The following is a 24,039-nucleotide window of genomic DNA, read 5'->3' as shown; positions in this document are numbered from 1 at the left end:
GGACGCTGGTCGATCAGGTCGTCGCGGCGGCGTAGCGCTGGAGGAACAGCGCCTCGGTCAGGGCCATGGCGGAGATCTCGCTCGGGTCCACGCTCTCGTTCGGGGCGTGGATCAGCGCCAGCGGCTCCTCCACGCCCATCAGGATGATCTCGGCGTCGGGATAGGTGTCGGTGAACACGTTGCAGAGCGGGATCGAGCCGCCCTGTCCCAGGCTCGCCATCGGCCGGTCGTAGGCCTCCTGCATCGCCGCCCCCATCGCGGCGTACGCCGGTCCGTCGGTCGTGGCGCGGAACGGTGACCCGGTGGCCTCCACCTCGACCGTGACGTGGACACCCCACGGGGCGGCGGCTTCGAGGTGCGCCCGCAGCGCCTTCTCGGCCACGTCGGGAGCGAGCCCGGGCGGGATGCGCAGGTTGAGGCGGGCCGCGGTCTTCGGGACGATCGCGGCCGCCGAGCCGACCACGGGCGGGCAGTCGATGCCCAGCACCGTGATCGCCGGGCGCGCCCACAACATGTCCGACACCGTGCCGTCGCCGAGCAGCTCCACGCCGTCCAGCAGGCCGGCGTCGCCGCGGAACTGCTCGGGCGGGTAGGGCTGGCCCTCCCAGCGACGGGTGTTGTCCAGGCCCTCGACGGTGGTGTTGCCGGCCGCGTCGCGCAGGCTGGCCAGCATCGCGACCAGGGCCGCGAGCGCGTCCGGGGCGGCGCCGCCGAACATGCCGGAGTGCACCTCGGAGGCCAGTGCCTCGACGGTGACGACCACGTTGACCATCCCGCGCAGGCTGACGGTCGCGGCGGGCAGGCCGACGGCCGCGTTGCCCGTGTCGCAGACCAGGATGGCGTCGGCGCGGAGCAGGTCGGCGTGGTCGACCACGTAGGCCTCCAGCCCTCCGGTGCCCTGCTCCTCCGAGCCCTCGACGACGAGCCTGAGGTTGACGGGCACGTCGTCCCCCAGTGCTCGGAGGGCGAGGAGGTGCATGAGGATGTTGCCCTTGCAGTCCGCCGTCCCGCGGCCGTACCAGCGTCCGTCCTTCTCGGTCAGCTCGAAGGGCGGTGTCGCCCAGGCGGAGTCGTCCAGCGGTGGCTGCACGTCGTAGTGGGCGTAGAGCAGCACCGTCGGCGCATCCTCACGCCCGCACGGGCGGGAGCCGACGACGGCGTTGCTGCCGTCCGCGGTCTCCTCGAGCCGCGCGTCGGTGAAGCCGACCTCGGCGAAGCGGTCGAGCACCCACTGCGCGGCGCGCTCGCACTCCTCGGGCGGGAACTGGCGGGGGTCGGCGACCGACGGGATGGCGACGAGCTCGGCGAGCTCCTCGCGTGCCTGGGGCATGAGCTCGGCGATACGGGTCCTCAGGTCCATGGGTCAGCCGCCCGCCACGTCATCGGTCTTGAGGTCGTCCACGAACTCCTGGAAGTCCTCGAGCTCGTCGGGGCAGTAGACCTCGATGATCAGCAGCTGGCCCTGGAAGACCCTGCTGTCCGAGATGACCGGACGGGACCCGGGTCCGCTGGCCCCGTTGGCGAGCTGCGCGAGCAGCGCCGCCCGGCTCAGGGCCTCGTTCGGGTCCTCGCACGTGGCCCCGCCGTCGTCACCCAGGACGCGCACGATCTGGTCCTTCGACGGGGCGGTCGCACCGGCGTCCTCGATCGCCGCGATGAGCTCGTCGGCCTTGTCCTGCGCCTCGGCGGTCTCCCGAGCCGAGCTGAACGCGATCAGTCCGGCGAGGACGAAGGCAGCGAGGAGGACCCAGGCGGTGATGTAGATCCAGTTGCGCTCGCGCTGCCCCTGGGTCTCGACTCCGGTGCTCATGACGGGCTCACTTCCTGCGGCTCAGGCTGCTTCCAGGACGGCTTGCGGAGCTTGTAGAAGATGAACGGCACGACGAGACCGAGTCCGAGGGCACCTCCGGCCACGATCGCGAAGTAGACGCCGCCGCTGCCGTTCGAGAACTGCGACGGAGGGATGAACCCGACGAGCAGCGCGGCGAGCGAGGCGGCGAAGCCGATGCCGCACATGCCGACGAGCATGGGAGCGCGGTAGCCGCGGGGGTGGTCGGGGTGCTTGCGGCGCAGCTGGATCGCGGCCACGAACATCAGCAGGTACATGATCAGGTAGACCTGCGTGGTGATCACCGAGAAGATCCAGTAGACGCTGGAGACGTCGGGGATCAGGGCGTAGGCGAGACCGATCACGGTGGTGACCAGCCCCTGGACGACCAGGATGTTCTGCTGGACGCCGTTCTTGTTCAGCCGCTGCAGGTACGGGGGAAGGTAGCCCTCCTGCCGGGAGATCAGCAGCAGGCCCTTCGAGGGGCCGGCCAGCCAGGTCAGCATGCCGCCGAGGGAGGCGGCGACCAGCATGATGCCGACGATCGGGGTGAGCCACTGCCACCCGAAGTTGGCGAAGACCGCGTCGAAGGCCTGCATCACGCCCGCGGTGAGGGACAGCTCCTCGGCGGGCACGATCCAGCTGATCGCCAGTGCCGGGAGGATGAAGATCGCGAGGACCAGGCCCATGGCCAGGAACATCGACCTGGGGAACTCCCGGCCCGGGTCCTTGAGCGAGGACACGTGGACCGCGTTCATCTCCATGCCCGAGTAGGAGAGGAAGTTGTTGACGATGAGGACGAGGCTCGCGAGACCGGCCCACACCGGGAAGATGTTGTCCGAGGTCATCGGGGCCGCGGACTCGTTGCCCTGACCGAGGAAGACCATGCCGAGCAGGACCAGGACGACGCCGGGGATCAGGGTCCCGATGATGAGGCCACCGCTCGCGAGACCCGCCACGCCCTTGGTGCCGCGCGAGGAGACCCAGACCCCGGACCAGTAGACGACGATGATCACGCACGCCGTCCACACGCCGCTGCTGGCGAGCTCGGGGTTGAACACGTAGGCGAGGGTGCTGGCCACGAATCCGAGGAGGCTCGGATAGTAGAAGATCGTCATCGCGAACTGGCACCAGACGGCCAGGAAGCCCATCGGCTTGGAGATCCCCTCCGAGACCCACTTGTAGATGCCGCCCTCCCACCCGGAGGCGAGCTCCGCCGAGACCAGCGAGGTGGGCAGGAGGAACACGAGGGCCGGGAGCAGGTAGAGGAACACGCAGGCCAGGCCGTAGACGGCCATGGTCGGTGCCGCTCGCAGGCTCGCGACGGAGCTCGTGGTCATCATCGCCAGGGCGACCCAGGAGATGTACTTGGCGGCGGGGACCTTGGCGCGCGCCGTCACCTCGGCGGTGCTCATGTGGCTCGACCCGGCGGTGTCTGGAGAACTCGGTTCCTGAGCACGCTCATCACTCCTCGGTCACGCGACGATGGCTTCGTTGCCGTCACGCTAGGCAGGTGCCGAGGGGACCGGGATCATCCCGTTCGGATGAGATGCCGATCAGGATCAGCCGCCGGAGGCGGCGCGCCCGGCGCGCACGCGGGACCACACCAGGTCGAGGCCGACGGCCAGGACGAGGATGCCGACGATCGCGACGAAGGTCTCCGGCTCGGTGCGCAACGTCTGGACTGCGAACACCAGCAGGACCAGCACGGTCAGCACGATCGCCGCCACCAGGACCGGCGTGCTGGATCCCGTCTCCCGGCGGAGCCGGAAGGCGGCGATCGACACGACCAGGAAGATGGCCAGTGCCACGGCGCTGCCGAGGGACGCGATGGCGGTGAGGTCCACGAAGGCGGCCAGCAGCAGCACCAGCACCACGGAGATGACGAGTCCCCGGGTGCCGCCGACCCGGGCGGCCTGCCCGAACACGGGCGGGAAGGTGCCGGTCTCCGCCAGCTTGGCCGTCGACCCGGCGGCCGCGTAGATGTTGGCGTTCACCGAGGAGGACGTCGCCAGCAGGGCCGCCACCGCCATCATCGCGAAGCCGGCCTGTCCCAGGGCCGGCTTGGCCGCCTCGGCCAGTGCGGTGTCGCCGTTGGCGATCACCTCGTCGACGGTGAGGGTGCCGAAGACGCCGATGGCGATCAGGACGTAGAGCACGGTGGTGATCCCGAGCGCAAGGTACATCGCCCGGGGCAGGTTGCGCTTCGGGTCGGGCAGGTCGGCGCCGGTGAAGCTGATGACGGTGAAGCCGAGGTAGGCGAAGAACGTCAGGGCGACGCTCGAGACGATGTCCGTGGTCGGTGGGTAGGTCGAGGGGGCCAGGAGCTCGGGGTCCACCTGGCGCAGGGTGACCACGATGAACACGGCGAAGACGGCGAGCAGCACGAAGACGATGAGGCTCTGCACCCGGTCGATGAACTTCGCCCCGGCGATGTTGACCACGGCGACCAGCAGCACGACCACGACCGTGAGGATCTTGCTCCAGGTCGTCGAGTCGTCGAAGAACAGCGCGGAGCCGTAGCTGCCGAAGGACACGGACACCATCGCGGTCACGATGACGGCTGCGAAGTACAGCAGCCAGGACGTCACCGCCGAGATGTGTCCGCGACCGAAGCCCTGGATGAGGAAGGTGACGATGCCACCCGACGAGGGATAGGTGGCGCCGAGCTTGGCCACGGCGTATCCCTGGAGGGCGGCCACCGTGCCGGCGGCGAGGAAGGAGAGCCACACGGCCGACCCCGCGACGGCACCGGCCTCGCCGAGGAGGGCGAAGATGCCGGCCCCCACCATCGAGCCGACGCCCAGGAAGGCGGCGCCGCGCACGGACATGCCGCCCCCGGCTGCGGCCTCGGTGCCCTGCTGCGCGGATGTCATGTCACGCCTAGCCGACGAGGTGGAGGCGGTGGTCGGTGTTGTTGAGCCGTCGTCCGCCGTCCTCGGTGACGACGACGATGTCCTCGATGCGCACCCCGAACCGACCGCCCAGGTAGATCCCCGGCTCGATCGAGAAGCACATGCCGGGGCGCAGGGCCTGCTGCTCGCCCTCGACCAGGTACGGCGGCTCGTGGGTCGTGACCCCGATGCCGTGGCCGGTGCGGTGGATGAACTGCTCGCCGTACCCCGCCTCGGTGATCACGGCCCGGGCGACCCGGTCGATCTCCTGGCAGGACACGCCCGGACGCACCGCTTCGAAGGCGGCCTGCTGGGCATGTCGCACGATGTCGTGGACGTCGCGCACCTCCTGGGTCGGCTCGCCGACCGAGACCGTGCGGGTGGTGTCCGAGCCGTAGCCGTACATGAGGCCGCCGAAGTCGAGGACCACGGCGTCGCCGGGCTCGATCCTCCGGTCGCCGGCCTCGTGGTGCGGGTTCGCGCCGTTGGGTCCCGAGCCGACCACCGTGAAGTCGACCTGCTCGTGACCGTGCTCCCGCAGGAGTCGGGCCAGGTCGGCCGCCACCTCCGTCTCCAGGCGCCCGGCGAACGGCAGCCCGACGATCGCCTCGTACGTCGCGTCCGCGGCCGCGCCCGCAGCGACCAGCCGCTCGAGCTCGTCGGGTCCCTTGACGGCCCGCAGCATGGGCAGGCACTCGCCGAGGGCACGGAAGACGGAGCCCGGGAGGACCCGCTGGAGCCCGAGCAGGTGCGCGGCCCAGGTGGCGTCCGACATCCCGTACTGCCCCTCGGTCCGCAGGATCTCGAACGCAGCTGCGTAGGGGTCCGTGCCGTCCGTCCAGTCGCGGACCGTGAGCGCGGGCGCGCCGACGGCCGCCTCGGCGTCCGGTCGCTCGAGGACCGGGACCAGCAAGGTGGGCGTCGCGCCCGGCGCGAGCACCAGCATCGTGAGGCGCTCGGTGATGGCGGTCGGCTGGTAGCCGGTCAGCCACACCAGGTCGGGCCCGGGAGCGACGACGACCCCGTCGAGCCCGACCTCCACCGCCTGGTCGACGACCCGCGCCATGCGGGAGGCGTAGTCCTCGGCGGTGAACGCCCGGGGCGGTTCGACGGCTGCGCTCATCGCGGCTCTCCCGTTCACGACTGGTCGACGGCGTCCTTCGCGTCGCGCTCGAGGGCCTCGACGTCCGCCTGGAGCTCCTTCTTCTCCAGCGTGTCCGAGCGCTGCATGGACTCCTCGATCCGCGACTCCATGTCCATCACGCCCACGACGACCAGGCCGGCCTCGCCCTTGTCGAGCGACTCCCCGAGCTCCTTGAGATCGTCGCGGCTCATCCCGGCGGCGGCGTGGCCGGCCACGGCGCCCAGGATCGCGCCGCCCGCGGTCGTGGCCGCGAGCAGGCCGCCGCCGATCGCGGCGAACGGGAACAGGGCGACGACGAGGCCCGTGGCGAGCCCGGTGCCGCCGCCGAGGACGCCGCCGACCCTGGTCGGGGTCTCGTGCTTGCGCGTGATCTTGACCTTGCCGTCCTCACGACGGTGGATGACCGCGGCGTCGTAGGCGTCCATGAGCCCCGCGCTGCTGTGCAGGGCCTTCACGAGGTCGTAGTCGGCCTCGGCGGAGTCGAGGTCCGGGTAGACCCCGGCGAAGACGATGAGGGTGTCGAGTGCCATGTGCAGGACCTCCAGGTGGGTGGAGGCCCACGGTGGCACCGCGCCCGGGGAGGACGCCTCATCCGCTCCGGGTGAGGTCGGCGGCCGGGAGCGGGTGGGCCGCACAGGGTGGCCTTACCTCCACGAGGGACGGGAGTCGGGACCTTCGGCCCTTCAGGGTCCCCGGGCCCCTGCCTAGCCTCGGCAGCGCAACCCCAGCGATGCCATCCGCACCGAGGAGCAGACGTTGAAGCAGCGACCGACCGCACCGTCCGTCACCCGAGTCGACCGGTGGCGCTACCGGTCCGCCGTCCACGCCGCCCGGGTGCTGAACTCGGTGGGCCGGCACGACGCCGTCATCGACCGGCCGACCGTCGGGGACCGGCCCCGAGCTCGGTTCGGCGCCGGTCGCCCCAGCACGTCCTGAGTGACCGACCCGCCGGCTGGCCGGCGGGCCGGCCGGGCTCAGGCCAGTGCCTTGGCCTTGAGGGCGGCGAACTCCCTCTCGTCGATCGTCCCGGCGTCCAGCAGGGCCTTCGCGCTCGCGATCTGGTCGGGCGCCGCCTGCGTGCCCGAGACCGACCTGATGTAGCTGGCCTGCTCGTCCATCTGCTTCTGCACGGCCGCCGCCTGACGGTCCTGCATGCTGCGGCCCCGGGCGATCAGGTAGATCAGGGCGCCCAGCCAAGGCAGGAAGACGAGCACGATGGCCCATCCGGCCTTGGCCCAGCCGCTGAGCGTGGTGTCGCCGAACATGTCGAAGAGGCAGCGGAACCACACCATGATGGCGCCGAACCAGATGAAGAACCAGAAGCTCCAGAGGAGGACTTCTCCGAAGTCCGAAGTGATCGAGTCCATGTCAGTCCTTGAGTCGTGACGGCAGGATGCCTGGTTCCAGGCCCGTCCCGTCCAGCCTGCCCGGCCGCGACGACGTCCACATCCCACGTTTCGGATGACCCTGCGGCGTCCGGGGGCGGTGGACGGACTGTCATGCTGGGCTGGTGACGTACGCACCGGGGCGACTGCTCGTGCTGCTGGTGGGGTGTGTGGTGCTCGGCGCCGGTGTCGCCCTCTTCCTCACCGCGGACCTGGGCTCGGACGGCTACTCCACGCTCGTCAACGGCATCGCCCTGGCCACCGGCCTGGCCTTCTGGGTCGCCAACCTGCTGGTCGGCGTCACGCTGGTCGCCCTCGCCGCCGTACGACGGGTGTTCCCCGGCGTCGGCACGGTCGTCCAGGTGGTCGTCGTGGGCGTCACCGTGTCGCTGCTCGTCGACGTGCTCGACACCCCGGACGGCCTGGGCCCGCGGCTGCTGCTGCTGGCCGGGGCGTTCCCGGTGCTCGCCGTGGGGATCGCGGTCTACCTCGGCAGCCACACCGGTGCGGGCCCGGCCGAGGCGGCCGCGCTGGCGTGGGACCCGCCCGTGCCGTTCCGGTGGAGCTACAGCGCCGTGCAGGGCGGGGGAGCGCTCCTCGGATGGCTGCTCGGCGCGACCGTCGGCGTCGGCACGGTCGCGGTCATCCTGCTGCTCGGCCCCGGGGTCGACCTGGCCAGCCGGTTGCTCCACCTCGACGTGCACCAGGGCGAGCCGGCTGGTCAGGGCCCCGGCGCGCGAGCATCATGACCGCATGACCAGGTACGGCGGGCAGTACGGCCCCGACATCACCTTCCTCGGCGTCGCCCCCTGCGACCTGGACGACGAGGCGTCGTACGCCGGTGCCGACGTGGTGATCGTCGGCGCACCCTTCGACGGCGGCACCTCCCACCGTCCCGGCACCCGTTTCGGGCCGCAGGCGATCCGGATGACCGACTACCTGGGCCACGACGGGTCCCGGCCGTCCCTGGCGCTGCGGACCGACGGGCTCACCGACCTCACGGTCCTCGACGCCGGCGACGTGGAGATGCCGCCCGGCGACATCGAGAAGGCCCTCGGGGTGCTCGAGGCGGCGGTCGAGAAGGTCACCCGTGCCGGGGCCATCCCGGTCGTGCTCGGGGGCGACCACTCGATCGCCTTCCCCGACGCCAAGGGGGTCGCCAACGTGCTCGGCCACGGACGGGTGTCGATGATCCACTTCGACGCGCACGCCGACACCGGCGACATCGAGTTCGGCTCGCTGTGGGGGCACGGACAGCCGATGCGCCGGCTGATCGAGTCGGGCGCGCTGCGCGGCGACCGGTTCCTCCAGGTCGGGCTGCGGGGCTACTGGCCGGGGCCGGAGACCCTGGGCTGGATGGCCGAGCAGCGGATGCGGTCCTACGAGATGACCGAGATCGTCCACCGCGGGCTGTCCGACGTCCTGACCGAGGCCTTCACGATCGCGACCGACGAGTGCGACGGCGTCTTCCTGTCGGTCGACATCGACGTCTGCGACCCCGGGCACGCACCGGGCACGGGCACCCCGGAGCCCGGCGGCCTGACGGCGCGCGAGCTGCTCGACTCCGTACGCCGCATCTGCCTCGAGCTGCCGGTCGTCGGGATCGACGTGGTCGAGGTCAGCCCGCCCTACGACCACGCCGACATCACCGCGGCGCTCGCCAACCGGGTCGTGCTCGAGGCGCTCTCGGCGATCGCGCGGCGGCGCCGCGACGAGCGCGACGGGACCACGTGGGACCCCGCCCAGCCGCTGCTCGACGGTCGCTGAGCTACCCCTGGATGCGGCGTGCCAGGTAGGTCGCCGTGACCCCGACGCCGGCCGCCGCCACGTCGCGCGGGGTGCCGGTGGCGACGACCTGCCCGCCCGCGTCGCCACCGCCGGGGCCGAGGTCGACGACCCAGTCGGCGGTCGCGATGGTGTCCAGGTCGTGCTCGACCAGCACGACCGTGTTGCCCGCGTCCACCAGCCGGTGCAGCTGGCGCATCAGCAGGTCGGTGTCGGAGGGGTGCAGGCCCGAGGTCGGCTCGTCGAGGAGGTAGAGCGAGTGGCCGCGGTTGGCGCGCTGCAGCTCGGTGGCCAGCTTGATCCGCTGGGCCTCGCCGCCGCTGAGCTCGGTCGCGGGCTGTCCGAGCCGCAGGTAGCCCAGCCCGACCTCGCGCAGGGTCTGCAGGCCGCGGGCGGCCGACGGCACGTCGGCCAGGAACGTGGCGGCGTCGTCGACCGACATCGCCAGCACGTCGGCGATCGTCCGGTCGCGATGGGTCACCTCGAGGGTCTCGGCGTTGTAGCGCGCGCCGTGACAGGTCGGGCAGGGGGCGTAGGTGCTCGGCAGGAACACCAGCTCGACCGAGACGAAGCCCTCGCCCTGGCAGGTCTCGCAGCGTCCGGCGGCGACGTTGAAGGAGAAGCGGCCGGCGTTGTAGCCGCGCTCCCTCGCCTCGGGGGTGGCGGCGTACACCTTGCGGACCGCGTCGAAGAGCCCGGTGTACGTCGCCAGGTTGGACCGGGGCGTCCGGCCGATGGGCCGCTGGTCCACGACGACGAGACGGTCGAAGGAGTCGATGCCCGACACCTCGCGGACGTCGAGGTCGCCGGTCGCGGCGTCCCGGTCCTCCTCCTCGTCCCCGACGTCGACCGGCGGGTGGCCGAGGTGGCGCCGGACGACCTCGGCCAGGACCTGGACGACCAGGCTCGACTTCCCGGAGCCCGAGACGCCGGTCACCGCGGTCAGGGTCCCCAGGGGGAGGTCGACGGACACGTCTTGGAGGTTGTGCCGCGAGACGCCGCCGAGGTGGATCCACCCCGCAGGTGTGCGGGGGGCGTGCTGGAACCGCTCGGCACGACCGAAGAGGTGGGCACTGGTGGGGGACTCGGCGACCTCCTCCAACCCGGCGATCGGTCCGGAGTAGAGGACCCGGCCGCCGCCCTCGCCCGCGGCGGGCCCGATGTCCACGACCCAGTCGGCGCGGCGTACGACGTCCATGTCGTGCTCGACCACGAAGAGCGAGTTGCCCGCCGCCTTGAGCCGGTCGAGCACCGCCAGCAGCGGCTCGGCGTCCGCGGGGTGCAGGCCGGCCGAGGGCTCGTCGAGCACGTAGACGACGCCGAAGAGTCCCGAGCGCAGCTGGGTGGCGATCCGCAGGCGCTGCGCCTCGCCCGGCGACAGCGTCGTCGAGCTGCGGCCCAGGGAGAGGTAGCCGAGACCGAGGTCCAGCAGCACCTCGATGCGGGCCACCAGGTCGCCGCTGATGCGTCCGGCGACGTCGTCGCCGTCGTCGGTGACCGACGGTCGGAGCAGGTCGGCGAGCTCGGTGAACGGCAGCGCGTTGACCTCCGCGATCGAGGCCCCGGCGAAGGTGACCGCGAGGGCCTCGGGACGCACGCCGCTGCCGTGGCAGGTGAAGCAGGGGGTGCTGCGGACGAACGGCGTCATCCTGGCCCGCATCGCCTCGCTCGGCGACGAGGCCAGCACCTGGCGCACGTGCCGCCGGGCACTGCGGAAGGTGCCGTGGTAGTCCCGGCCCCCGCCGCCGTCCTTGTCCTGCGGCCGGATCAGGACCGAGGGCTGCTCGTCGGTGAAGAGGAGCCACTGCCGGTCCTCCGGCGACAGCTCGCGCCACGGACGGTCGACGTCGATGCCGAGGTTCTTGACGATCCGGCGCAGGTTGTGGCCCTGCCAGGCACCCGGCCACGCCGCGATCGCGCCGTCGCGGATGCTCAGCGACGTGTCGGGGACGAGCAGGTCCTCGGCCACGTCGTGCACGACCCCGAGGCCGTGGCACTCGGGGCAGGCGCCGGCGGCGGTGTGCGGGGAGAAGGCCTCGGCCGCCAGGTGGTCGGCGCCGGCGGGGTAGGTGCCGACCCGCGAGTAGAGGATGCGCAGCAGGTTGGAGAGCGTGGTGATGGTGCCGACCGTGGAGCGGGAGCTGGCCGCGCCGCGCCGCTGCTGCAACGCGACCGCCGGGGGCAGGCCGGTGATCTCCTGCACGTGGGGCGCCCCGACCTGGTGGAGCAGGCGACGGGCGTAGGGCGCGACGGACTCGAAGTAGCGACGCTGCGCCTCGGCGTACAACGTGCCGAAGGCGAGGGAGGACTTGCCGGAGCCGGAGACCCCGGTGAACGCGACGATCGCGTCGCGCGGCAGGTCGACGTCCACGTCACGGAGGTTGTGCTCGCGTGCTCCGCGGACGCGCACGAAGCCGGCCCGCTCCTCGATGTTCACCGCCTCTGTCTAACGGACGACCCGCCGTGTCCTGCGGGCGGGTCACCGCCGCCCGGCGAGGGGGCGGGGCGGCTGGGGCGGGTGGCCCGTCATGGTCTCGATGAGCTCGGCGGCGATGACGCTGACCTTGCGGTTGGTGGTCTGCGAGGCATGGCGCAGGACCTCGAACGCCTCGCGAGAGGTGATCCTGCGCGTCACCATGAGGATCCCGAGGGCCTGGTCGATCACGGCCCGGGTGGCCAGCGCCTCACGCAGCTCGTCGTCGAGGACGGTGTGCCCGGCGTGGCGCAGCAGGATCGTCAGCGCGGTGGCGGCCTGGCCGGCGAACGCCTCGGCCCGGGTGACGTCGTCGTCGGTGAAGGCGCGGGGGACAGCGGCATAGAGGTTGAGGGCGGCCACGGGGTGGCCGTCGATGCGCAGGGGCACGGAGACGACGCTGAGGATGCCGTGGGCCACGGCGTGGGCGGCGTAGTCGCCCCACCTCACCTCGAGCGACATGTCGGGCACCTCGACGCGGACCCCCCGGGCGATGGCCTCCAGGCACGGTCCGTGGCCGCGGGTGTACTGGACCTCGTCCATCCGCGTCGCGACGTCGTCACTGCTGACCACGGTGGCGACCTGGCCGGCGCGGTGCATCGTGATGCCGCAGTGCGTGGCGGGCACGATCGCGGCGGCCAGCATCGCGAGCTGGTGCAGGAAGTCGGTGACGTCGGGGCTGTCGAGGATGAGGTTCTGCAGCTCGACGCAGGCCGTCGAGAGGTCGAGCGGTTGCTGGTCCACTGTCGGGTCCCGCCTGCAAGGTCGTCCGAAGGGCGGTCACGTGGCACCAGGTGGTGCCACCCGACCCCTGTCGCCACTCCTGTGACTCGGTAAGTCCACGCTACGCCGCTGAGGGTGCGCACCTAGGGACTTTGGTCCTCTTCCTGCCCGGCAGGACGGCTGCTAACTTCGACCTCGGGTGTGGATAGGCGCCCGTTCGGACGGACACCGAGAGCCCGCGGGGGACGGTGCCCACGCCGAGCACCGCTCCGTGAGATGACCGGAGTTGATGATGCCCACGGCTCACGCAGCCAGCAGTCGACACCGGTCGCCGACGGGGATCGGTGCGCCATCCGCACCAGGTCCCGTCGGCTCGAGCCCCCCCGCAGGGGGAGGGGACTCGCGCCGACGGGACCACGTCGTGGCCGCGGTCGCCGGCGGTCGGGACGCCGACGTCGCGGCCTCGTACGCCGCTCGGGAGGCCGCCGCGCGCGGCACCCCGCTGGAGCTGGTCCACGTCCTCCGTCCCGGCACCGCGCGGCCCGCAGGCGGGCTGGAGGAGGTGCGGGTGGGTGCGCTGCGGCGGGCCCAGCAGGTGGCCGCCGCGGAGGCTCCGCTCGTGCCGGTGATCCCGACCCTGCTCAGCGGGCCCGTCGCCGAGTCCCTGGTGGCGCACGCGGAGTCCGCGGCGCTGCTGGTCGTCGGCTCCTCCGAGGAGGCACCCACCGACCCATGGCGACCGGGGGCGTTGTCCTCGGTGCTCGCGACCAGGGCCGCCTGCCCGGTCACGGTGGTGCCGCGCGAGGCCGGACCCACGGTGGTCCGCCGGGTGGTGGTCGGCCTGAGGTGGCCGCCGCACGAGGACGAGGCGCTGCTGGAGGAGGCCTTCGCCGCGGCCGAGCGGTGGCACTGCGACCTCGAGGTCGTGCACGCCGGTCGCGCGCAGGGGTCCCGCCGCGACCCACCGACCCCGCGGGGACACGACCCGGGCTGGGTGCCCGGCCTGACGGCGCTCGTCGAGGAGCACCTGGTGGTGCCCCGTCGGAGGCACCCCCGGGTCCACGTGCGGGTCGACGTGGTGCGGTCGTCCCCTGCCGAGGCACTGATGGACAGCGTCGGTCCGGGCACCGTGCTCCTGGTGTCGCGCACGTCCGACGCGAGTTCCGCCCCGGCCCTCGGTCCCACCTCGCGCGGTGTCCTGCACCTGGCGCGGTGCGCCGTGGAGCTGGTGCCCGCCCGCCTCGTGCACGGTCCCCGCTGACCCGGGGGAAGGATCCGGCGTCGGGGCTGGTTGGGTGAGCCATGCGCATCCTCTTCACCGGCGGCAGCGGCAAGGCCGGCAAGCACGTCGCCCCCTTCCTCGCAGCCCAGGGCCACCAGGTCACCAACGCCGACCTCGTCCCGCTGGGACATCCCGACGTCGCCGACCTCCGGGTCGACCTCACCGACGCGGGGGAGACCTACTCGGCGCTGGCCGGGCTGGCGACCTTCGACGAGCTCGACCTGCCGGAGAAGCCGTCGTACGACGCGGTCGTGCACTTCGCGGCGGTGCCCGCCATCCTGCGCACTGCCGACTCCGCGACGTACGCGACGAACGTCCTGAGCACCTACCACGTGCTCGAGGCGGCGACGCGTCTCGGCATCCGCAAGGTCGTCTTCGCCTCCTCGGAGACGACCTACGGGATCTGCTTCGCCCAGGGCGAGCGTCGGCCGCTCTACCTGCCGGTCGACGAGGAGCACCCGACCGTCCCGGAGGACTCCTACGCGATGTCCAAGGTCGCCGGCGAGGTGACGGCGCGGTCCTTCCATGCCCGCACCGGTGCCGACATCTACGGCCTGCGGATCAACAACGTCATCGAGCCGCACGAGTACGCCGAGATGTTCCCGGCCTTCCTCGAGGACCCCGCGCTGCGGCGTCGCAACGTCTTCGCCTACATCGACACCCGGGACCTGTCCCGGATGGTGCAGCGCTGCCTGGAGACCGACGGGCTGGGCTACGAGGTCTTCAACGTCGCCAACGCCGACATGTCGGTGGCCGCGACGACAGACGAGATCCGCGAGCGGTTCTACGACGGGGTGGAGCTGCGCCGCGAGATGGGCCGCGACGAGACGTTCTACTCCATCGACAAGGCACGCGAGCTCGTCGGCTTCGCTCCGGAGCACTCCTGGCGCGACGTCCTGCCGGACCCCGCCGCCTCCTAGGGACCAGCCCGGGTCCACGGGGCGGACGGGAGCTCCAGCTCGCTGATGCGGGCCCGGAGGCTTTGCTCGGCCAGGCGCCACAGGGTGGCCGAGTGGGCGTGGTGGTGGTGCCGGCCGGTGCCGGGCCGCGCACTGTCCCGGGACGTCTCCTGCAGCTGCGCGCGGACGGCGAAGTCGTCGGCCGCGCCCCTCAGCGAGTCGATGGCCACGGTCCGCCAGTCGACGGTCACCTCTGTCATGGCGCGATGTTTCCCGACGTGGGGCCACGCAGGGTGGCCACGACGCGAACCTGCTCAATTTTGAGGGCTGAGTGGGGGTGATTGCCCGCACGGGCCCCGGGTTGCCAGACTGGGCGGATGACCACCGCGGCTGCGGACGACCCGGTCCTGGACCGGTTGCTCGACGTGGTCGCTGTCGCAGGGCCGCGGTGCCGCCTCGCCGTCGTCGCGAGGGTCCTCGACCTCGATCCGGGCGAGGGTCTCGCGGTGGTGGACCGCGCCGTGCGAGCAGGCGCGCTGGTGGCCGAGACCGAGACCGGCGAGGTGTGGTTCGCCGACGAGCACGCCCGGAGGGCGATCGAAGACCGGTTGCCCCTGGCCTCCCGGTCGGCCCTCCACGGGCGGATCGCCGAGGTGCTCGAGTCCGAGCCCGACGCCGACGACGCCCAGGTCGCGCGGCACCTGTCCGCAGCCGTCGCCGGCGCCCTCGACCCGGAGGACCGCGCGCGGCTCCAGATCCGCCTCGCAGCCGCGTCGCTGCGCGACGGCGATCTCACGACCGCGCGTGCGGCGGCACGTGCCGCCGTGGCGGCCGGCCGTCGGTCCGGCTCGACGGAGCTGCTCGCGGCCGCTGCGTCGACCCTGTGGCCGGTGGGCGACGCCACGTGGGACGGCGACGTCTACCAGTGGTGCACCGAGGCCCTGGCCGACCCGGCACTCGACGCGGGGACCCGCGTCCGGTTGCTGGCCCGACGCACGCAGGCGGCGGCGTACTCGGGACGCTGGGACGAGGCGTTCGCGGCGAGTGAGGACTGCCTCCGTCGCGCCGAGGAGCTCGGCGAGCCGGACCTCCTCGTCGAGGCGCTCACGGCTCGCCAGCTGGCCACCAGCGGACCCGACGACGTCGAGGAGCTGGCCCACCTCGCCCGGCGCATGGTGGACCTCGGGACGTCGACGGGGCGCGCGGAGGTCGAGATGTGGGGACGCCTGTGGCGCATCGACGCGCTGTGGTTCGGCGGTGACCTCGGCTCGATCGCGGCCGAGACGAGCCGGCTCGCCAGCTGCGTCGGACGCGTCGGTGGTCCCTACGCGCGGTGGCACCTGCTGGTGACCCGGGCGGCGCTGGCCGAGGTCCGGGCCGAGTTCGAGGCGGCCGAGCGCCTCGAGGAGGAGGCGGTCGCCCTGTTCGAGGGCATCGGCCATCCGGCCGCCCATGGCGCTGCGGTGTCGTTCCAGATGTGGCTCGGTCACTACCGCGGTCACTCCGCGCTGCTCGATCCCGCGTCCTGGGAGTTCGGCCCGGACGCGCGCTGGACGATGTTCGCCCACCTCGGCCGGGCGTTCGCGCTGGTCGACAACGGCCGCACCGACGAGGCGGCCGCGCTCTACCAGCGCTGTGGTGCGCCACAACGGTGGGACGCCCCCCGGATGAGCCTGCTGCTGGTGTGGGCGATCGGCGCCCGGGTGGCCTCCGGCGTGGGCGCGGTCGACGACGTCCGCTACTTCCGCGCGGCGCTCGAGCCCTATCGCGGCCGGTACGTCGTCGGCGGGGCCGGGGCCACCAACTTCCTCGGGCCGGTCGAGCTGACGACCGGCGTGTGCTCGAGCGCCCTCGGCGACTGGGGTGCGGCACTGGCGGACCTGCGGCGGGCGAGCGCCCTGTGCGCGGAGGTGGGTGCGCCCGCCACGCGGGTCGAGGCCGACTGCCTGCTCGCCGAGACGCTGGACCGTGCGGGGGACCCGCTCGCCGCGCGGATCCTGGCCCGCGAGGCGCTGCCGCTGGCCCGCACGCTGGCCATGCCACCGTGGGTGGAGCGCCTGGAACGGCTGGCCGCGGCCGACGACCCGCTCAGCGCCCGGGAGCGCGAGATCGCCGGCCTGGTCGCCGACGGCCTGAGCAACAGGGAGATCGCCGAGAGGCTGGTCATCTCCGAGCGCACCGCGCAGAACCACGTGCAGCACGTCCTGGGCAAGCTCGGTTTCACCAACCGGGCCCAGATCGCGGTGTGGATCGAGCGGACCCGGCCCCGATGAGCACGTCGATGAGTAGTTCGCACGATGCGGTCGACGACCGTGGACGAGGACTCTGGGACCCATGCAGAAGCCCGACACCCGTCCTGTGGACCGCAGGTCCGACCTGGCGCTGTGGGAGGCCGTCACCACGGCGTACCGGACCAAGGTCGACGGCCACGCCCCGCCGCCGGGCTCGAACCATCGCACCGAGGTCGCGCGGGCGAGGCTCACGGCACCTCGGGGTCCGACGACCGTCGTCGACCTCTACCTCGACCCGGTGTGTCCCTACACCTGGCTGGTCGCGTGCTGGCTGCGGGAGGTGGGCCGTCATCGGGAGGTAGACGTGCGCCACCACGTCATGAGCCTGCACCTCCTCAACGAGGGCGGGGTCCTGCAGGACCGCTACCGCGGGATGGTCGGACCCTCCCGGGTGGCGACCGCCGTGACCACGCACCACGGTCCCGAGGCCCTGCGCGCCTGGCACGGCGAGTTCGGCGACAGGATATTCGACCGGTGGCGCTTCCCGTCGCCGCAGGAGTACCGCGCCGCCACGCTCGACGCGCTGGTCGCCACGGGCCTGCCGGCCGACCTCGCCGACGCTGCCGGGGTCGACGACTACGACGACGCGCTGCGCCGCAGCACCGACGAGGCCATCCTCCCCGTCGGACCGGACGTCGGTACGCCCGTGGTCCACGTGGACGGAGCCGCCTTCTTCGGCCCGGTCCTCAACGCCGTACCCCGGGGGGACGCGGCGCTCCGCCTCTTCGACGGCATCAGGCTGGTGACCGGATCACCCGACTTCTTCGAGCTGAAGCGCACCCGCACCTCCCCTCCGGACGTGCTCTACCAGCCGGAGGACCAGCACCAGGGTGAACACCCATGAACGACGACGAGCTCTGGGCCGCCATCGACGCGCAGCGGCTGCGGACGGCGGACCTGCTCGGCGAGCTCACACCGAGGGAGTGGGGCCGACCGTCACTGTGCGAGGGCTGGAGCGTCCGCGACGTGGCGGCCCACCTCACCCTCCAGCAGATGGGGCTCGGGTCGGCCGTCCACAGCGCCCTGCGGCACCCCGGCAGCCTGAACCACGTCATCCACGCGTCCGCCCGGGACCGGGCCGCGCTCGCGCCCGAGGAGATCGTCGCGGAGATCCGCGCCATGGTCGGCTCGCGCCGGCACAACGTCGGGGTCACGCCGTACGAGACCCTCATCGACATCGTCGTCCACGGCCAGGACATCGCCGTTCCGACGGGCCGCGCCCTCGAGGTGCCGCCCACGGTCGCGGCGACGGCCGCGTCGCGGGTGTGGGGCGACCGGAACTCGCGGAAGGCGAAGGTCTTCCGGGCGTTGCCCCACGACGGCCTCCGCCTGGCCGCGACCGACACCGACTGGACGGTCAGTGACGGACCGGAGGTCCGGGGACCCGTGCTGGCCCTGCTGCTGCTGATCACCGGTCGTCCCGTGGTGCTGCCGCAGCTCGAGGGCGAGGGCGCCGGCGTCCTGGCCGAGCGGCTCCGCTTGGCCCGGGCCAAGCGCTGAGCCCCGCCCGGTCAGGTCGGGAGGCCGTACGGGTCCCGGGACACGCTGGAGAGCGGGACGATCTGGCGCCCGAGGGGGAGCAGCGACAGCGGGATCATCTTCCAGCAGGCGATGCCAAAGGGGATCCCGATGATCGTGATCATGAGCAACAGACCCGTGACCAGGTGCAGCAGGGCCAGCTCCCAGCCGAAGAAGACGACCCACACGACGTTGCCGATGACCGACCAGATGCCCGCGTCGCGGCGCCAGGTCGTCGTCCGGCCGAACGGCCACAGGACGAAGGCGGCCAACCGGAAGGAGGCGATCCCAAAGGGGATCGTCACGATGAGCACGAAGGCGAGCAACCCGGCGATGACGTAGCCGATCGCGAGCCAGAACCCCGCGAGCACCAGCCACAGGATGTTGCCGATCGTCTGCACGGGTCAGGACCGCCCGGACTGTCGCGGACCCCGGCCGGCGCGCTCGCGCAGGGTGGCGATCGGACGGCGGGGCACCTTCGGCAGCTGGGTCGCGCGCCCGTGCAGGGCGGTGAGCAAGGAGGCCATCGCACTGTCCTGCTCCGGCGTGCGGTCGAAGGTGGTCAGGTTGAGCACCGGCTTGAACCGCACCCGGGTGACGGCCTTGGCGTAGGTGAACTCCTTGAGCCCGTCGGGGCCGTGGATGCGGCCGAAGCCGGAATCGCCGACGCCGCCGAAGGGCAGACCGGGGACGGCGGCGAACGAGATCACGGAGTTGATCGAGGTCATCCCCGACCGCAGGCGACGGGCCAGCTCGGGGCCGCGTGCCGCGGAGAACACCGACGCACCCAGGCCGTAGCGGGTGGCGTTGGCCAGCTCGACGGCCTCGTCCATGTCACGCACCCGGCGCACGGTGACGGTCGGCCCGAAGGTCTCCTCGCGGATCGCGGCGGAGTCCTCGGGCACGTCGACGAGCACGGTCGGCTGGATGAACCGGTCGCCCACGGCGTCGACCCCGCCGACCACGGCCCGACCTCCCCGGGCCAGCGCGTCCTCGACGTGGCGGCGTACGACGTCGACCTGGCTCGGCATCGTCATCGGCCCGAGCTGTGCCTCTGCGTCGGTGCCGGCGTGGATCGTGCCGGCCCGCCGGGTCAGCTCCGCGACGAACCGGTCGTGGACCCGGTCGTGCACGTAGATCCGCTCGATGCCGGTGCAGGTCTGGCCGGCGTTGGAGAACGCACCCCAGGCGGCCGCGTCGGCGGCGGCGTCGACGTCGGCGTCGTGGTCGACGAGCATCGCGTCCTTGCCGCCGGCCTCGATGAGCACCGGAGTGAGGTTCTCGGCGCAGGTGGCCATCACCACCTTGGCGGTCCGGGTCGACCCGGTGAAGGCGAGCTTGTCGATGTCGGCCCGGCACAGCGCCGCGCCGGTCTCGCCGCCGCCGATGACGACCTGCAGGAGGTCGCGGTCCGGCACCACCTCGCGCAGGCTCTCGGCCAGCCAGACGCCGACGCCGGGCGTCAGCTCGCTGGGCTTGAAGACCACGGCGTTGCCGGCGCCGAGGGCGTAGGCGATCGAGCCCATCGGGGTGAAGACCGGGTAGTTCCAGGGGCCGATGACCCCGACGACGCCCAGCGGGAGGTACTCCACCGAGGCGGCCTGGTTGGCCAGCAGCAGACCCGGGGAGACGCGCCGTCGACCGAGCACCTTCCCGGCGTGCGACCCGATCCAGGCGAGGTGGTCGATCGCGAGCCCGATCTCGAGCTGCGCGTCGCCGTGGGGCTTGCCCGTCTCCTGGTGCACGACGTCACCGAGCTGGGCCATCCGGCGGGTCAGGACGCCGCGCCACTGACCCAGCACCTCCGCGCGGCCGTCGAAGCCGAGGCCGGCCCACCAGTGGCTGGCCTCCCGGGCACGGGCGACGGCCGCGTCCACGGAGGCGGTGTCGTCGACGGTGTGGATGCCGACGACGTCGCCGGTGGCGGGGTTGATCGACTCGAGCTTGTCGTGGGTCGTCATGTCAGGCCTTTCCGCGCAGGAGGTCGGCGGCACGCTCGCCGACCATGACCGAGGGGGCGTTGGTGTTGCCACGCGGGACGACCGGCATCACGCTGGCGTCGGCGACGCGGAGGCCCTCGACGCCCCGCACCCGCAGCTCGGGGTCGACGACGGCGCGCTCGTCGCCGCCCATCGCACAGGTGCCGACCGGGTGGTAGAGCGTCTGCGTGTAGGCGCGCAGGTGGGTCTCGATCTGCGCGTCGGAGGGATCCGGGCCCCAGCCCTCCATCGTGGGCAGCCCGGGACCGGCGACGTGCTCGGCCAGCGGACCCGTGGAGACCGTCTCGAGCAGGCGGCGGACGCCGGCGACCATGGCATCGAGGTCGGCCTGGTCGTCGTAGTAGCCGGGGTCGATGTCCGGGTGCCAGCGCGGGTCGGTGGAACGCAGGCGGAGGGTGCCACGGCTCTGCACGCTGACCAGCGTCGGTGCGACGGTGACGTTGCGGCTCGTCGCCTCGTGCAGGCCGTTGTCGTAGAAGCCGCTCGGGGCCACGTGCACCTGCAGGTCGGGGGCCTCGAGGTCGTCGCGGGTGCGCCAGAACCCGCCGCCCTCGCCGATGTTGGAGACGAGCGGGCCGGTGCCGGTCGCCTTCGCCCGGGCGAACTGGACGAGGTTGTTGTGGTCCGCCAGGTCCGAGACGCCGCGGGTGCGGAAGACGAGCGGGGCGGCCGGGTGGTCGTGGAGGTTCTGGCCGACGCCGGGGAGGTCGACCAGGACGTCGACGCCCACCTCGCGCAGGTGCGCGCCGGGGCCGATGCCGGACAGCATCAACAGCTGGGGGGAGTTGACGGCACCCCCGGACAGGACGACCTCCGCGTCGACGTACGTCGTGTGGGTGGCGGGTCCGTGTTGGTAGGTCACGCCGACGGCGCGGCCGCCCTCGACGAGGATCCGCTCGACGAGCGCGCCGGTGCGGATGGTGAGGTTGGGCCGGTCCCGGGCGGGGTCGAGGTAGGCGTTCGCGGTCGACCAGCGGCGGCCCTTGCGGCAGGTCACCTGGTAGAGCCCGGCACCCTCCTGCTCGGCGCCGTTGAAGTCGTCGGTGGGCTTGAAGCCCGCGGCCACCGCCGACTCGACCCAGGCGGTCGTCAACGGGTGGGTGTAGCGCCGGTCCTCGACGTGCAGCGGCCCGTCCTGGCCGTGGAACGGCCCGCCCAGGCGGGTGTTGCCCTCCGACCGGACGAAGGCGGGGAGCACGTCGTCGTACCCCCAGCCCGTCGCGCCGTACGCGTCGCGCCAGGCGTCGTAGTCGGCCCGGTGGCCACGGATGTAGATCATCGCGTTCATCGACGAGCAGCCGCCGAGCGCCTTCATCCGCGGCCAGTAGGCACGACGGCCCTCGAGCTGCTTCTGCTCGCTGGTCGTGTAGTTCCAGTCCCACTTCGTCTTGAAGAGGTTGGGGAAGGCTGCCGGGATGGTGATCTCGTCACCGACCGCTTCACCGCCCGCCTCGAGCAGCAGCACCGAGGTGCCCGGATCCTCGCTCAGCCTCGCCGCCACGACGGCGCCGGCGCTGCCGGCTCCCACCACGATGTAGTCGAAGCTCTCCCGGTCGCCCACGACATCCTCCTCGCCCAGAGCGGCCCGCGTGGCCCCTCGTTCGCACCCTAGGGAGGGCGACCACCGGCAGCAAGGGTCAGTCGGCCCCTTCCGGGCGGTCCGGCAGGTCGGGCAGGACGACGTTGAAGCGTCGCCGCTGGGCACTGATGACGACGTCCTCGGACTCGGCGGTCCCGGTGCGCGGGTCGAGGGCGGTGAGGACGTAGCGCCCCAGCGGCGGGAGGCCGAGCTCGTAGTGGCCCTCGTCGTCGGTCCGGGTCGCCCCCACGGACTCGCCGGAGGCGTCGGTGAGCACGACGAGCGCGTCGTCGATCGGCCAGCCCCCGCGGGACACCACGCCGGCCACCGTGAGCCGCTGGTCGATCTCGAGCAGGGGCGCGGAGTCGGGGGAGAGGTGCCGCAGCTCGGATCGGGCCGCCCACCCCTCGGCCGCGTAGACGACGAGGTACTCCCCGGCGCCGGGCAGCACGACCGACCAGCGGCCGTCGTTGTCGGCGCGTGCCCAGTCCGCCTGGCGACCGTTCGGCTCGAGCACCGAGACCACCGCCAACCGGGCCGCCTGGCCGTCCGGGCGACGCACCCGGCCGCGCACCACCACCTCGGTGCCGGAGTCCGCGCGGCGGACCGAGTCGCCGCGCGCGGGCGCGGGTCGTACGACGGGTCCGGCGGCACGCGCGGCCAGGACGGGCGAGAGGCGGGCGGGGATGAGGAAGGCGACGCCGGCGCCGAGGAACGCCGCGACTGCGGCGAGCCAGCTCATCGAGTGCAGGGCACCCTCGGAGGGATAGAGCCCGCCGGCGACGGTCCCGGCCGTCAGCACCGCGGCGACGGTCGCCGAGCACGTCGATGTGCCGATGGAGCGCACGACGGTGTTGAGCCCGTTGGCCGCCGCCGTCTCGCTGATCGGCACCGACTGCATGATCAGCACCGGCATCGCGGCAAAGCTCACCGCGATGCCGACGGAGACCACGGCCACGCCGAGGACCAGCTGTCCGAGGGAGGCGTCGAGCAGCACCCGGACGACGTACCCCAGGCCCGTGATGCCCAGACCGAGGATCAGGGTGATCCGGGCCCCGAAGCGGCGGGTGATCGACGCCGACACCGGCGCCATCAGGACCATCAGGATGCCGCCGGGGAGCATCGCCAGACCGGCCTCGGTGACCCCGAGCCCGAACCCCACGCCGGTCTCGACCGGGATCTGCAGCTGCTGGGTGGCGACGAGCAGGTTGGTGAACATCGCGAAGCCGGCCAGCAGCGACGCGATGTTGGTGAGCAGCACCGGCCGACGCGTCGAGGTGCGCAGGTCCACCAGCGGCTCGCCGGTGCGGAGCTCCCACGGGGCCCACATCGAGAAGACCAGGACGGCGACCACGAAGGACAGGACCGTCCACTGGGAGGTCCAGCCCCAGGCGCCGCCCTTGGAGATGCCGAGCAGGAGGGCCGTCAGCGCGATGGACATGAGGATCGCGCCCAGCCAGTCGAAGCGACCGGGCGTGCGGACCCCCGACTCCGGCACCACCGTCAGGACGAGCACGAGCATCACGACCGACATGACGACGCTGCCCCAGAAGACGGCCTGCCAGCCGAAGGCCTCGTAGATCACCCCCGACAGGGGGAGCCCCACGGCGCCGCCGATGCCCAGCGTGGCGCTCATCAGGGCGACGGCGCCGCCGATCCGCTCCGGCGGCAGCTCGTCGCGCATCGTCGAGATGCCGATCGGGATGAGGGCCGGCGCGAAGCCCTGGAGCATCCGGGCCACGATGAGGAGCGCGAGCGAGTCGCTCAGAGCGCCGAGCAGGGACCCGAGGAGCAGGGCGACCAGCGAGACGACGATCATCCGGCGCTTGCCGTGCATGTCGGCGAGGCGGGACAGGATCGGCGTCGCGACGGCGCTGGTGAGCAGCGTGACCGTCACCAGCCACGCGGCGTTGTCCGGCGTCGTGCCGAGCAGCCGGGGGAAGTCGGTCAGCAGGGGCACGACCAGCGTCTGCATGAGCGAGACCGCCGTGCCGCAGAGGGCGAGCACCAGCACGATCTGCCGGGAGCGACCCGTCTGCTCGGGCGCCACCGTCGAGGTGGTCGCGGTCGCCGTCACCGGTGATCCCGCCCGTCGACTCCCATGCGGCGACCCTAGCGGCGGCCGCGGGTGCCCTCGGCGCACCCTGTGTGTCCTCCGACACAGTCCCGTCCCTGCCTCCGGACGTCACCGCCACGAAACGAGACCGACATGTGGCCGCCGTACGGTCGCCGCAGTGC

At 72.5% G+C, this 24,039-nt stretch carries 22 protein-coding genes; 8 read left to right on the top strand and 14 right to left on the bottom strand.

Features of this window, described 5'->3' with window-relative positions; translation table 11 throughout:
• Positions 1-13 precede the first annotated feature (13 nt).
• The 6 genes from ASG88_RS19150 to ASG88_RS19125 form a co-directional block, all read right to left on the bottom strand.
• On the bottom strand, positions 14-1,360 hold the full coding sequence (locus ASG88_RS19150) for a dipeptidase (protein ID WP_056889043.1): 1,347 nt from the start codon (positions 1,358-1,360) through the stop codon (positions 14-16).
• A 3-nt stretch (positions 1,361-1,363) separates the two neighbouring features.
• Positions 1,364-1,810 (bottom strand): hypothetical protein, encoded by a 447-nt coding sequence (locus tag ASG88_RS19145; RefSeq protein WP_056889042.1) that lies wholly within the window; start codon positions 1,808-1,810, stop codon positions 1,364-1,366.
• The gene (locus tag ASG88_RS19140; protein ID WP_056889041.1) at positions 1,807-3,243 is read right to left on the bottom strand and encodes an APC family permease; all 1,437 of its coding nucleotides are present in this window, start codon (positions 3,241-3,243) and stop codon (positions 1,807-1,809) included. The genes ASG88_RS19145 and ASG88_RS19140 overlap by 4 nt, the downstream gene beginning before the upstream one ends.
• Positions 3,244-3,390: 147 nt before the next feature.
• Positions 3,391-4,704, bottom strand: a complete 1,314-nt coding sequence (locus ASG88_RS19135; protein ID WP_056889040.1) for an APC family permease — start codon at positions 4,702-4,704, stop codon at positions 3,391-3,393.
• A 7-nt stretch (positions 4,705-4,711) separates the two neighbouring features.
• Entirely contained in the window at positions 4,712-5,845 is a 1,134-nt protein-coding gene (locus ASG88_RS19130) for an aminopeptidase P family protein (protein WP_056889039.1), read from the bottom strand.
• Between the two features lie 14 nt (positions 5,846-5,859).
• Positions 5,860-6,396 (bottom strand): DUF1269 domain-containing protein, encoded by a 537-nt coding sequence (locus ASG88_RS19125; RefSeq protein ID WP_056889274.1) that lies wholly within the window; start codon positions 6,394-6,396, stop codon positions 5,860-5,862.
• A gap of 226 nt (positions 6,397-6,622) precedes the next feature.
• Between ASG88_RS19125 and ASG88_RS23190 the strand changes: the two genes are divergently transcribed.
• Positions 6,623-6,802, top strand: a complete 180-nt coding sequence (locus ASG88_RS23190; RefSeq protein WP_056889038.1) for a hypothetical protein — start codon at positions 6,623-6,625, stop codon at positions 6,800-6,802.
• A gap of 38 nt (positions 6,803-6,840) precedes the next feature.
• Here ASG88_RS23190 and ASG88_RS19115 read toward each other — a convergent pair whose 3' ends face one another.
• On the bottom strand, positions 6,841-7,233 hold the full coding sequence (locus ASG88_RS19115) for a PLDc N-terminal domain-containing protein (protein ID WP_056889037.1): 393 nt from the start codon (positions 7,231-7,233) through the stop codon (positions 6,841-6,843).
• 143 nt (positions 7,234-7,376) lie between these two features.
• On the opposite strand from ASG88_RS19115, the gene ASG88_RS19110 reads away from it, so the two are divergent.
• Both ASG88_RS19110 and speB read left to right on the top strand, forming a co-directional pair.
• Positions 7,377-8,000 carry a hypothetical protein gene (locus ASG88_RS19110; protein WP_056889036.1) on the top strand — a complete coding sequence of 208 codons (624 nt, stop codon included), beginning with the start codon at positions 7,377-7,379 and terminating at the stop codon, positions 7,998-8,000.
• Positions 8,001-8,004: 4 nt separating this feature from the next.
• Positions 8,005-9,018 (top strand): agmatinase, encoded by a 1,014-nt coding sequence (gene speB, locus ASG88_RS19105; RefSeq protein ID WP_056889035.1) that lies wholly within the window; start codon positions 8,005-8,007, stop codon positions 9,016-9,018.
• Position 9,019: 1 nt separating this feature from the next.
• Here the strand turns inward: speB and uvrA are convergent, their stop codons facing one another.
• A complete protein-coding gene (gene uvrA, locus ASG88_RS19100) occupies positions 9,020-11,467 on the bottom strand; it encodes an excinuclease ABC subunit UvrA (protein WP_414858649.1) in 2,448 nt (815 codons plus the stop codon).
• A gap of 48 nt (positions 11,468-11,515) precedes the next feature.
• Positions 11,516-12,253 (bottom strand): GAF and ANTAR domain-containing protein, encoded by a 738-nt coding sequence (locus ASG88_RS19095; RefSeq protein WP_056889033.1) that lies wholly within the window; start codon positions 12,251-12,253, stop codon positions 11,516-11,518.
• Between the two features lie 400 nt (positions 12,254-12,653).
• Between ASG88_RS19095 and ASG88_RS19090 the strand changes: the two genes are divergently transcribed.
• The gene (locus ASG88_RS19090) at positions 12,654-13,493 is read left to right on the top strand and encodes a universal stress protein (protein ID WP_056889032.1); all 840 of its coding nucleotides are present in this window, start codon (positions 12,654-12,656) and stop codon (positions 13,491-13,493) included.
• Between the two features lie 41 nt (positions 13,494-13,534).
• Positions 13,535-14,434 carry an NAD-dependent epimerase/dehydratase family protein gene (locus tag ASG88_RS19085; RefSeq protein WP_056889031.1) on the top strand — a complete coding sequence of 300 codons (900 nt, stop codon included), beginning with the start codon at positions 13,535-13,537 and terminating at the stop codon, positions 14,432-14,434.
• Here the strand turns inward: ASG88_RS19085 and ASG88_RS19080 are convergent.
• Positions 14,431-14,673 carry a hypothetical protein gene (locus ASG88_RS19080; RefSeq protein ID WP_157559831.1) on the bottom strand — a complete coding sequence of 81 codons (243 nt, stop codon included), beginning with the start codon at positions 14,671-14,673 and terminating at the stop codon, positions 14,431-14,433. The genes ASG88_RS19085 and ASG88_RS19080 overlap by 4 nt on opposite strands.
• A 117-nt stretch (positions 14,674-14,790) precedes the next feature.
• Here ASG88_RS19080 and ASG88_RS23945 point away from each other — a divergent pair, with 117 nt between their 5' ends.
• The 3 genes from ASG88_RS23945 to ASG88_RS19065 all read left to right on the top strand — a co-directional run bounded on the left by ASG88_RS23945 (position 14,791) and on the right by ASG88_RS19065 (position 18,204).
• Positions 14,791-16,686, top strand: coding sequence for a helix-turn-helix domain-containing protein (locus tag ASG88_RS23945; RefSeq protein ID WP_056889029.1), 1,896 nt, complete (start codon positions 14,791-14,793; stop codon positions 16,684-16,686).
• A gap of 61 nt (positions 16,687-16,747) precedes the next feature.
• Positions 16,748-17,548 carry a disulfide bond formation protein DsbA gene (locus ASG88_RS19070; RefSeq protein WP_200956504.1) on the top strand — a complete coding sequence of 267 codons (801 nt, stop codon included), beginning with the start codon at positions 16,748-16,750 and terminating at the stop codon, positions 17,546-17,548.
• A complete protein-coding gene (locus ASG88_RS19065) occupies positions 17,545-18,204 on the top strand; it encodes a maleylpyruvate isomerase family mycothiol-dependent enzyme (RefSeq protein WP_056889028.1) in 660 nt (219 codons plus the stop codon). Before ASG88_RS19070 ends, ASG88_RS19065 begins: the two co-directional genes overlap by 4 nt.
• Before the next feature lie 11 nt (positions 18,205-18,215).
• Here the strand turns inward: ASG88_RS19065 and ASG88_RS19060 are convergent, their stop codons facing one another.
• The 4 genes from ASG88_RS19060 to ASG88_RS19045 all read right to left on the bottom strand — a co-directional run bounded on the left by ASG88_RS19060 (position 18,216) and on the right by ASG88_RS19045 (position 23,878).
• A complete protein-coding gene (locus ASG88_RS19060) occupies positions 18,216-18,623 on the bottom strand; it encodes a YccF domain-containing protein (RefSeq protein ID WP_056889027.1) in 408 nt (135 codons plus the stop codon).
• 3 nt (positions 18,624-18,626) lie between these two features.
• Positions 18,627-20,183 carry an aldehyde dehydrogenase family protein gene (locus ASG88_RS19055; RefSeq protein WP_082600753.1) on the bottom strand — a complete coding sequence of 519 codons (1,557 nt, stop codon included), beginning with the start codon at positions 20,181-20,183 and terminating at the stop codon, positions 18,627-18,629.
• A 1-nt stretch (position 20,184) separates the two neighbouring features.
• Positions 20,185-21,783, bottom strand: a complete 1,599-nt coding sequence (locus ASG88_RS19050) for a GMC family oxidoreductase (protein ID WP_056889026.1) — start codon at positions 21,781-21,783, stop codon at positions 20,185-20,187.
• A 76-nt stretch (positions 21,784-21,859) separates the two neighbouring features.
• Entirely contained in the window at positions 21,860-23,878 is a 2,019-nt protein-coding gene (locus tag ASG88_RS19045) for an MFS transporter (protein ID WP_056889025.1), read from the bottom strand.
• Between the last annotated feature and the right edge of the window lie 161 nt (positions 23,879-24,039).

This window comes from Nocardioides sp. Soil777, from assembly GCF_001428425.1.
GTDB classification, from domain to species: Bacteria; Actinomycetota; Actinomycetes; order Propionibacteriales; family Nocardioidaceae; genus Nocardioides; species Nocardioides terrigena.
Note: the sequence above shows the minus strand (reverse complement) of the source record. Positions and strands in the feature narration are given on the sequence as shown.

Bases quoted from the DNA above. Each gene is read 5' to 3' on its own strand.
- ASG88_RS19150 (WP_056889043.1), bottom strand. From the start codon at position 1,360: ATGGACCTGAGGACCCGTATCGCCGAGCTCATGCCCCAGGCACGCGAG.
- ASG88_RS19145 (WP_056889042.1), bottom strand. From the start codon at position 1,810: ATGAGCACCGGAGTCGAGACCCAGGGGCAGCGCGAGCGCAACTGGATC.
- ASG88_RS19140 (WP_056889041.1), bottom strand. From the start codon at position 3,243: ATGAGCACCGCCGAGGTGACGGCGCGCGCCAAGGTCCCCGCCGCCAAG.
- ASG88_RS19135 (WP_056889040.1), bottom strand. From the start codon at position 4,704: ATGACATCCGCGCAGCAGGGCACCGAGGCCGCAGCCGGGGGCGGCATG.
- ASG88_RS19130 (WP_056889039.1), bottom strand. From the start codon at position 5,845: ATGAGCGCAGCCGTCGAACCGCCCCGGGCGTTCACCGCCGAGGACTAC.
- ASG88_RS19125 (WP_056889274.1), bottom strand. From the start codon at position 6,396: ATGGCACTCGACACCCTCATCGTCTTCGCCGGGGTCTACCCGGACCTC.
- ASG88_RS19115 (WP_056889037.1), bottom strand. From the start codon at position 7,233: ATGGACTCGATCACTTCGGACTTCGGAGAAGTCCTCCTCTGGAGCTTC.
- speB (WP_056889035.1), top strand. From the start codon at position 8,005: ATGACCAGGTACGGCGGGCAGTACGGCCCCGACATCACCTTCCTCGGC.
- ASG88_RS19085 (WP_056889031.1), top strand. From the start codon at position 13,535: ATGCGCATCCTCTTCACCGGCGGCAGCGGCAAGGCCGGCAAGCACGTC.
- ASG88_RS19080 (WP_157559831.1), bottom strand. From the start codon at position 14,673: ATGACAGAGGTGACCGTCGACTGGCGGACCGTGGCCATCGACTCGCTG.
- ASG88_RS23945 (WP_056889029.1), top strand. From the start codon at position 14,791: ATGACCACCGCGGCTGCGGACGACCCGGTCCTGGACCGGTTGCTCGAC.
- ASG88_RS19070 (WP_200956504.1), top strand. From the start codon at position 16,748: ATGCAGAAGCCCGACACCCGTCCTGTGGACCGCAGGTCCGACCTGGCG.
- ASG88_RS19065 (WP_056889028.1), top strand. From the start codon at position 17,545: ATGAACGACGACGAGCTCTGGGCCGCCATCGACGCGCAGCGGCTGCGG.
- ASG88_RS19055 (WP_082600753.1), bottom strand. From the start codon at position 20,183: ATGACGACCCACGACAAGCTCGAGTCGATCAACCCCGCCACCGGCGAC.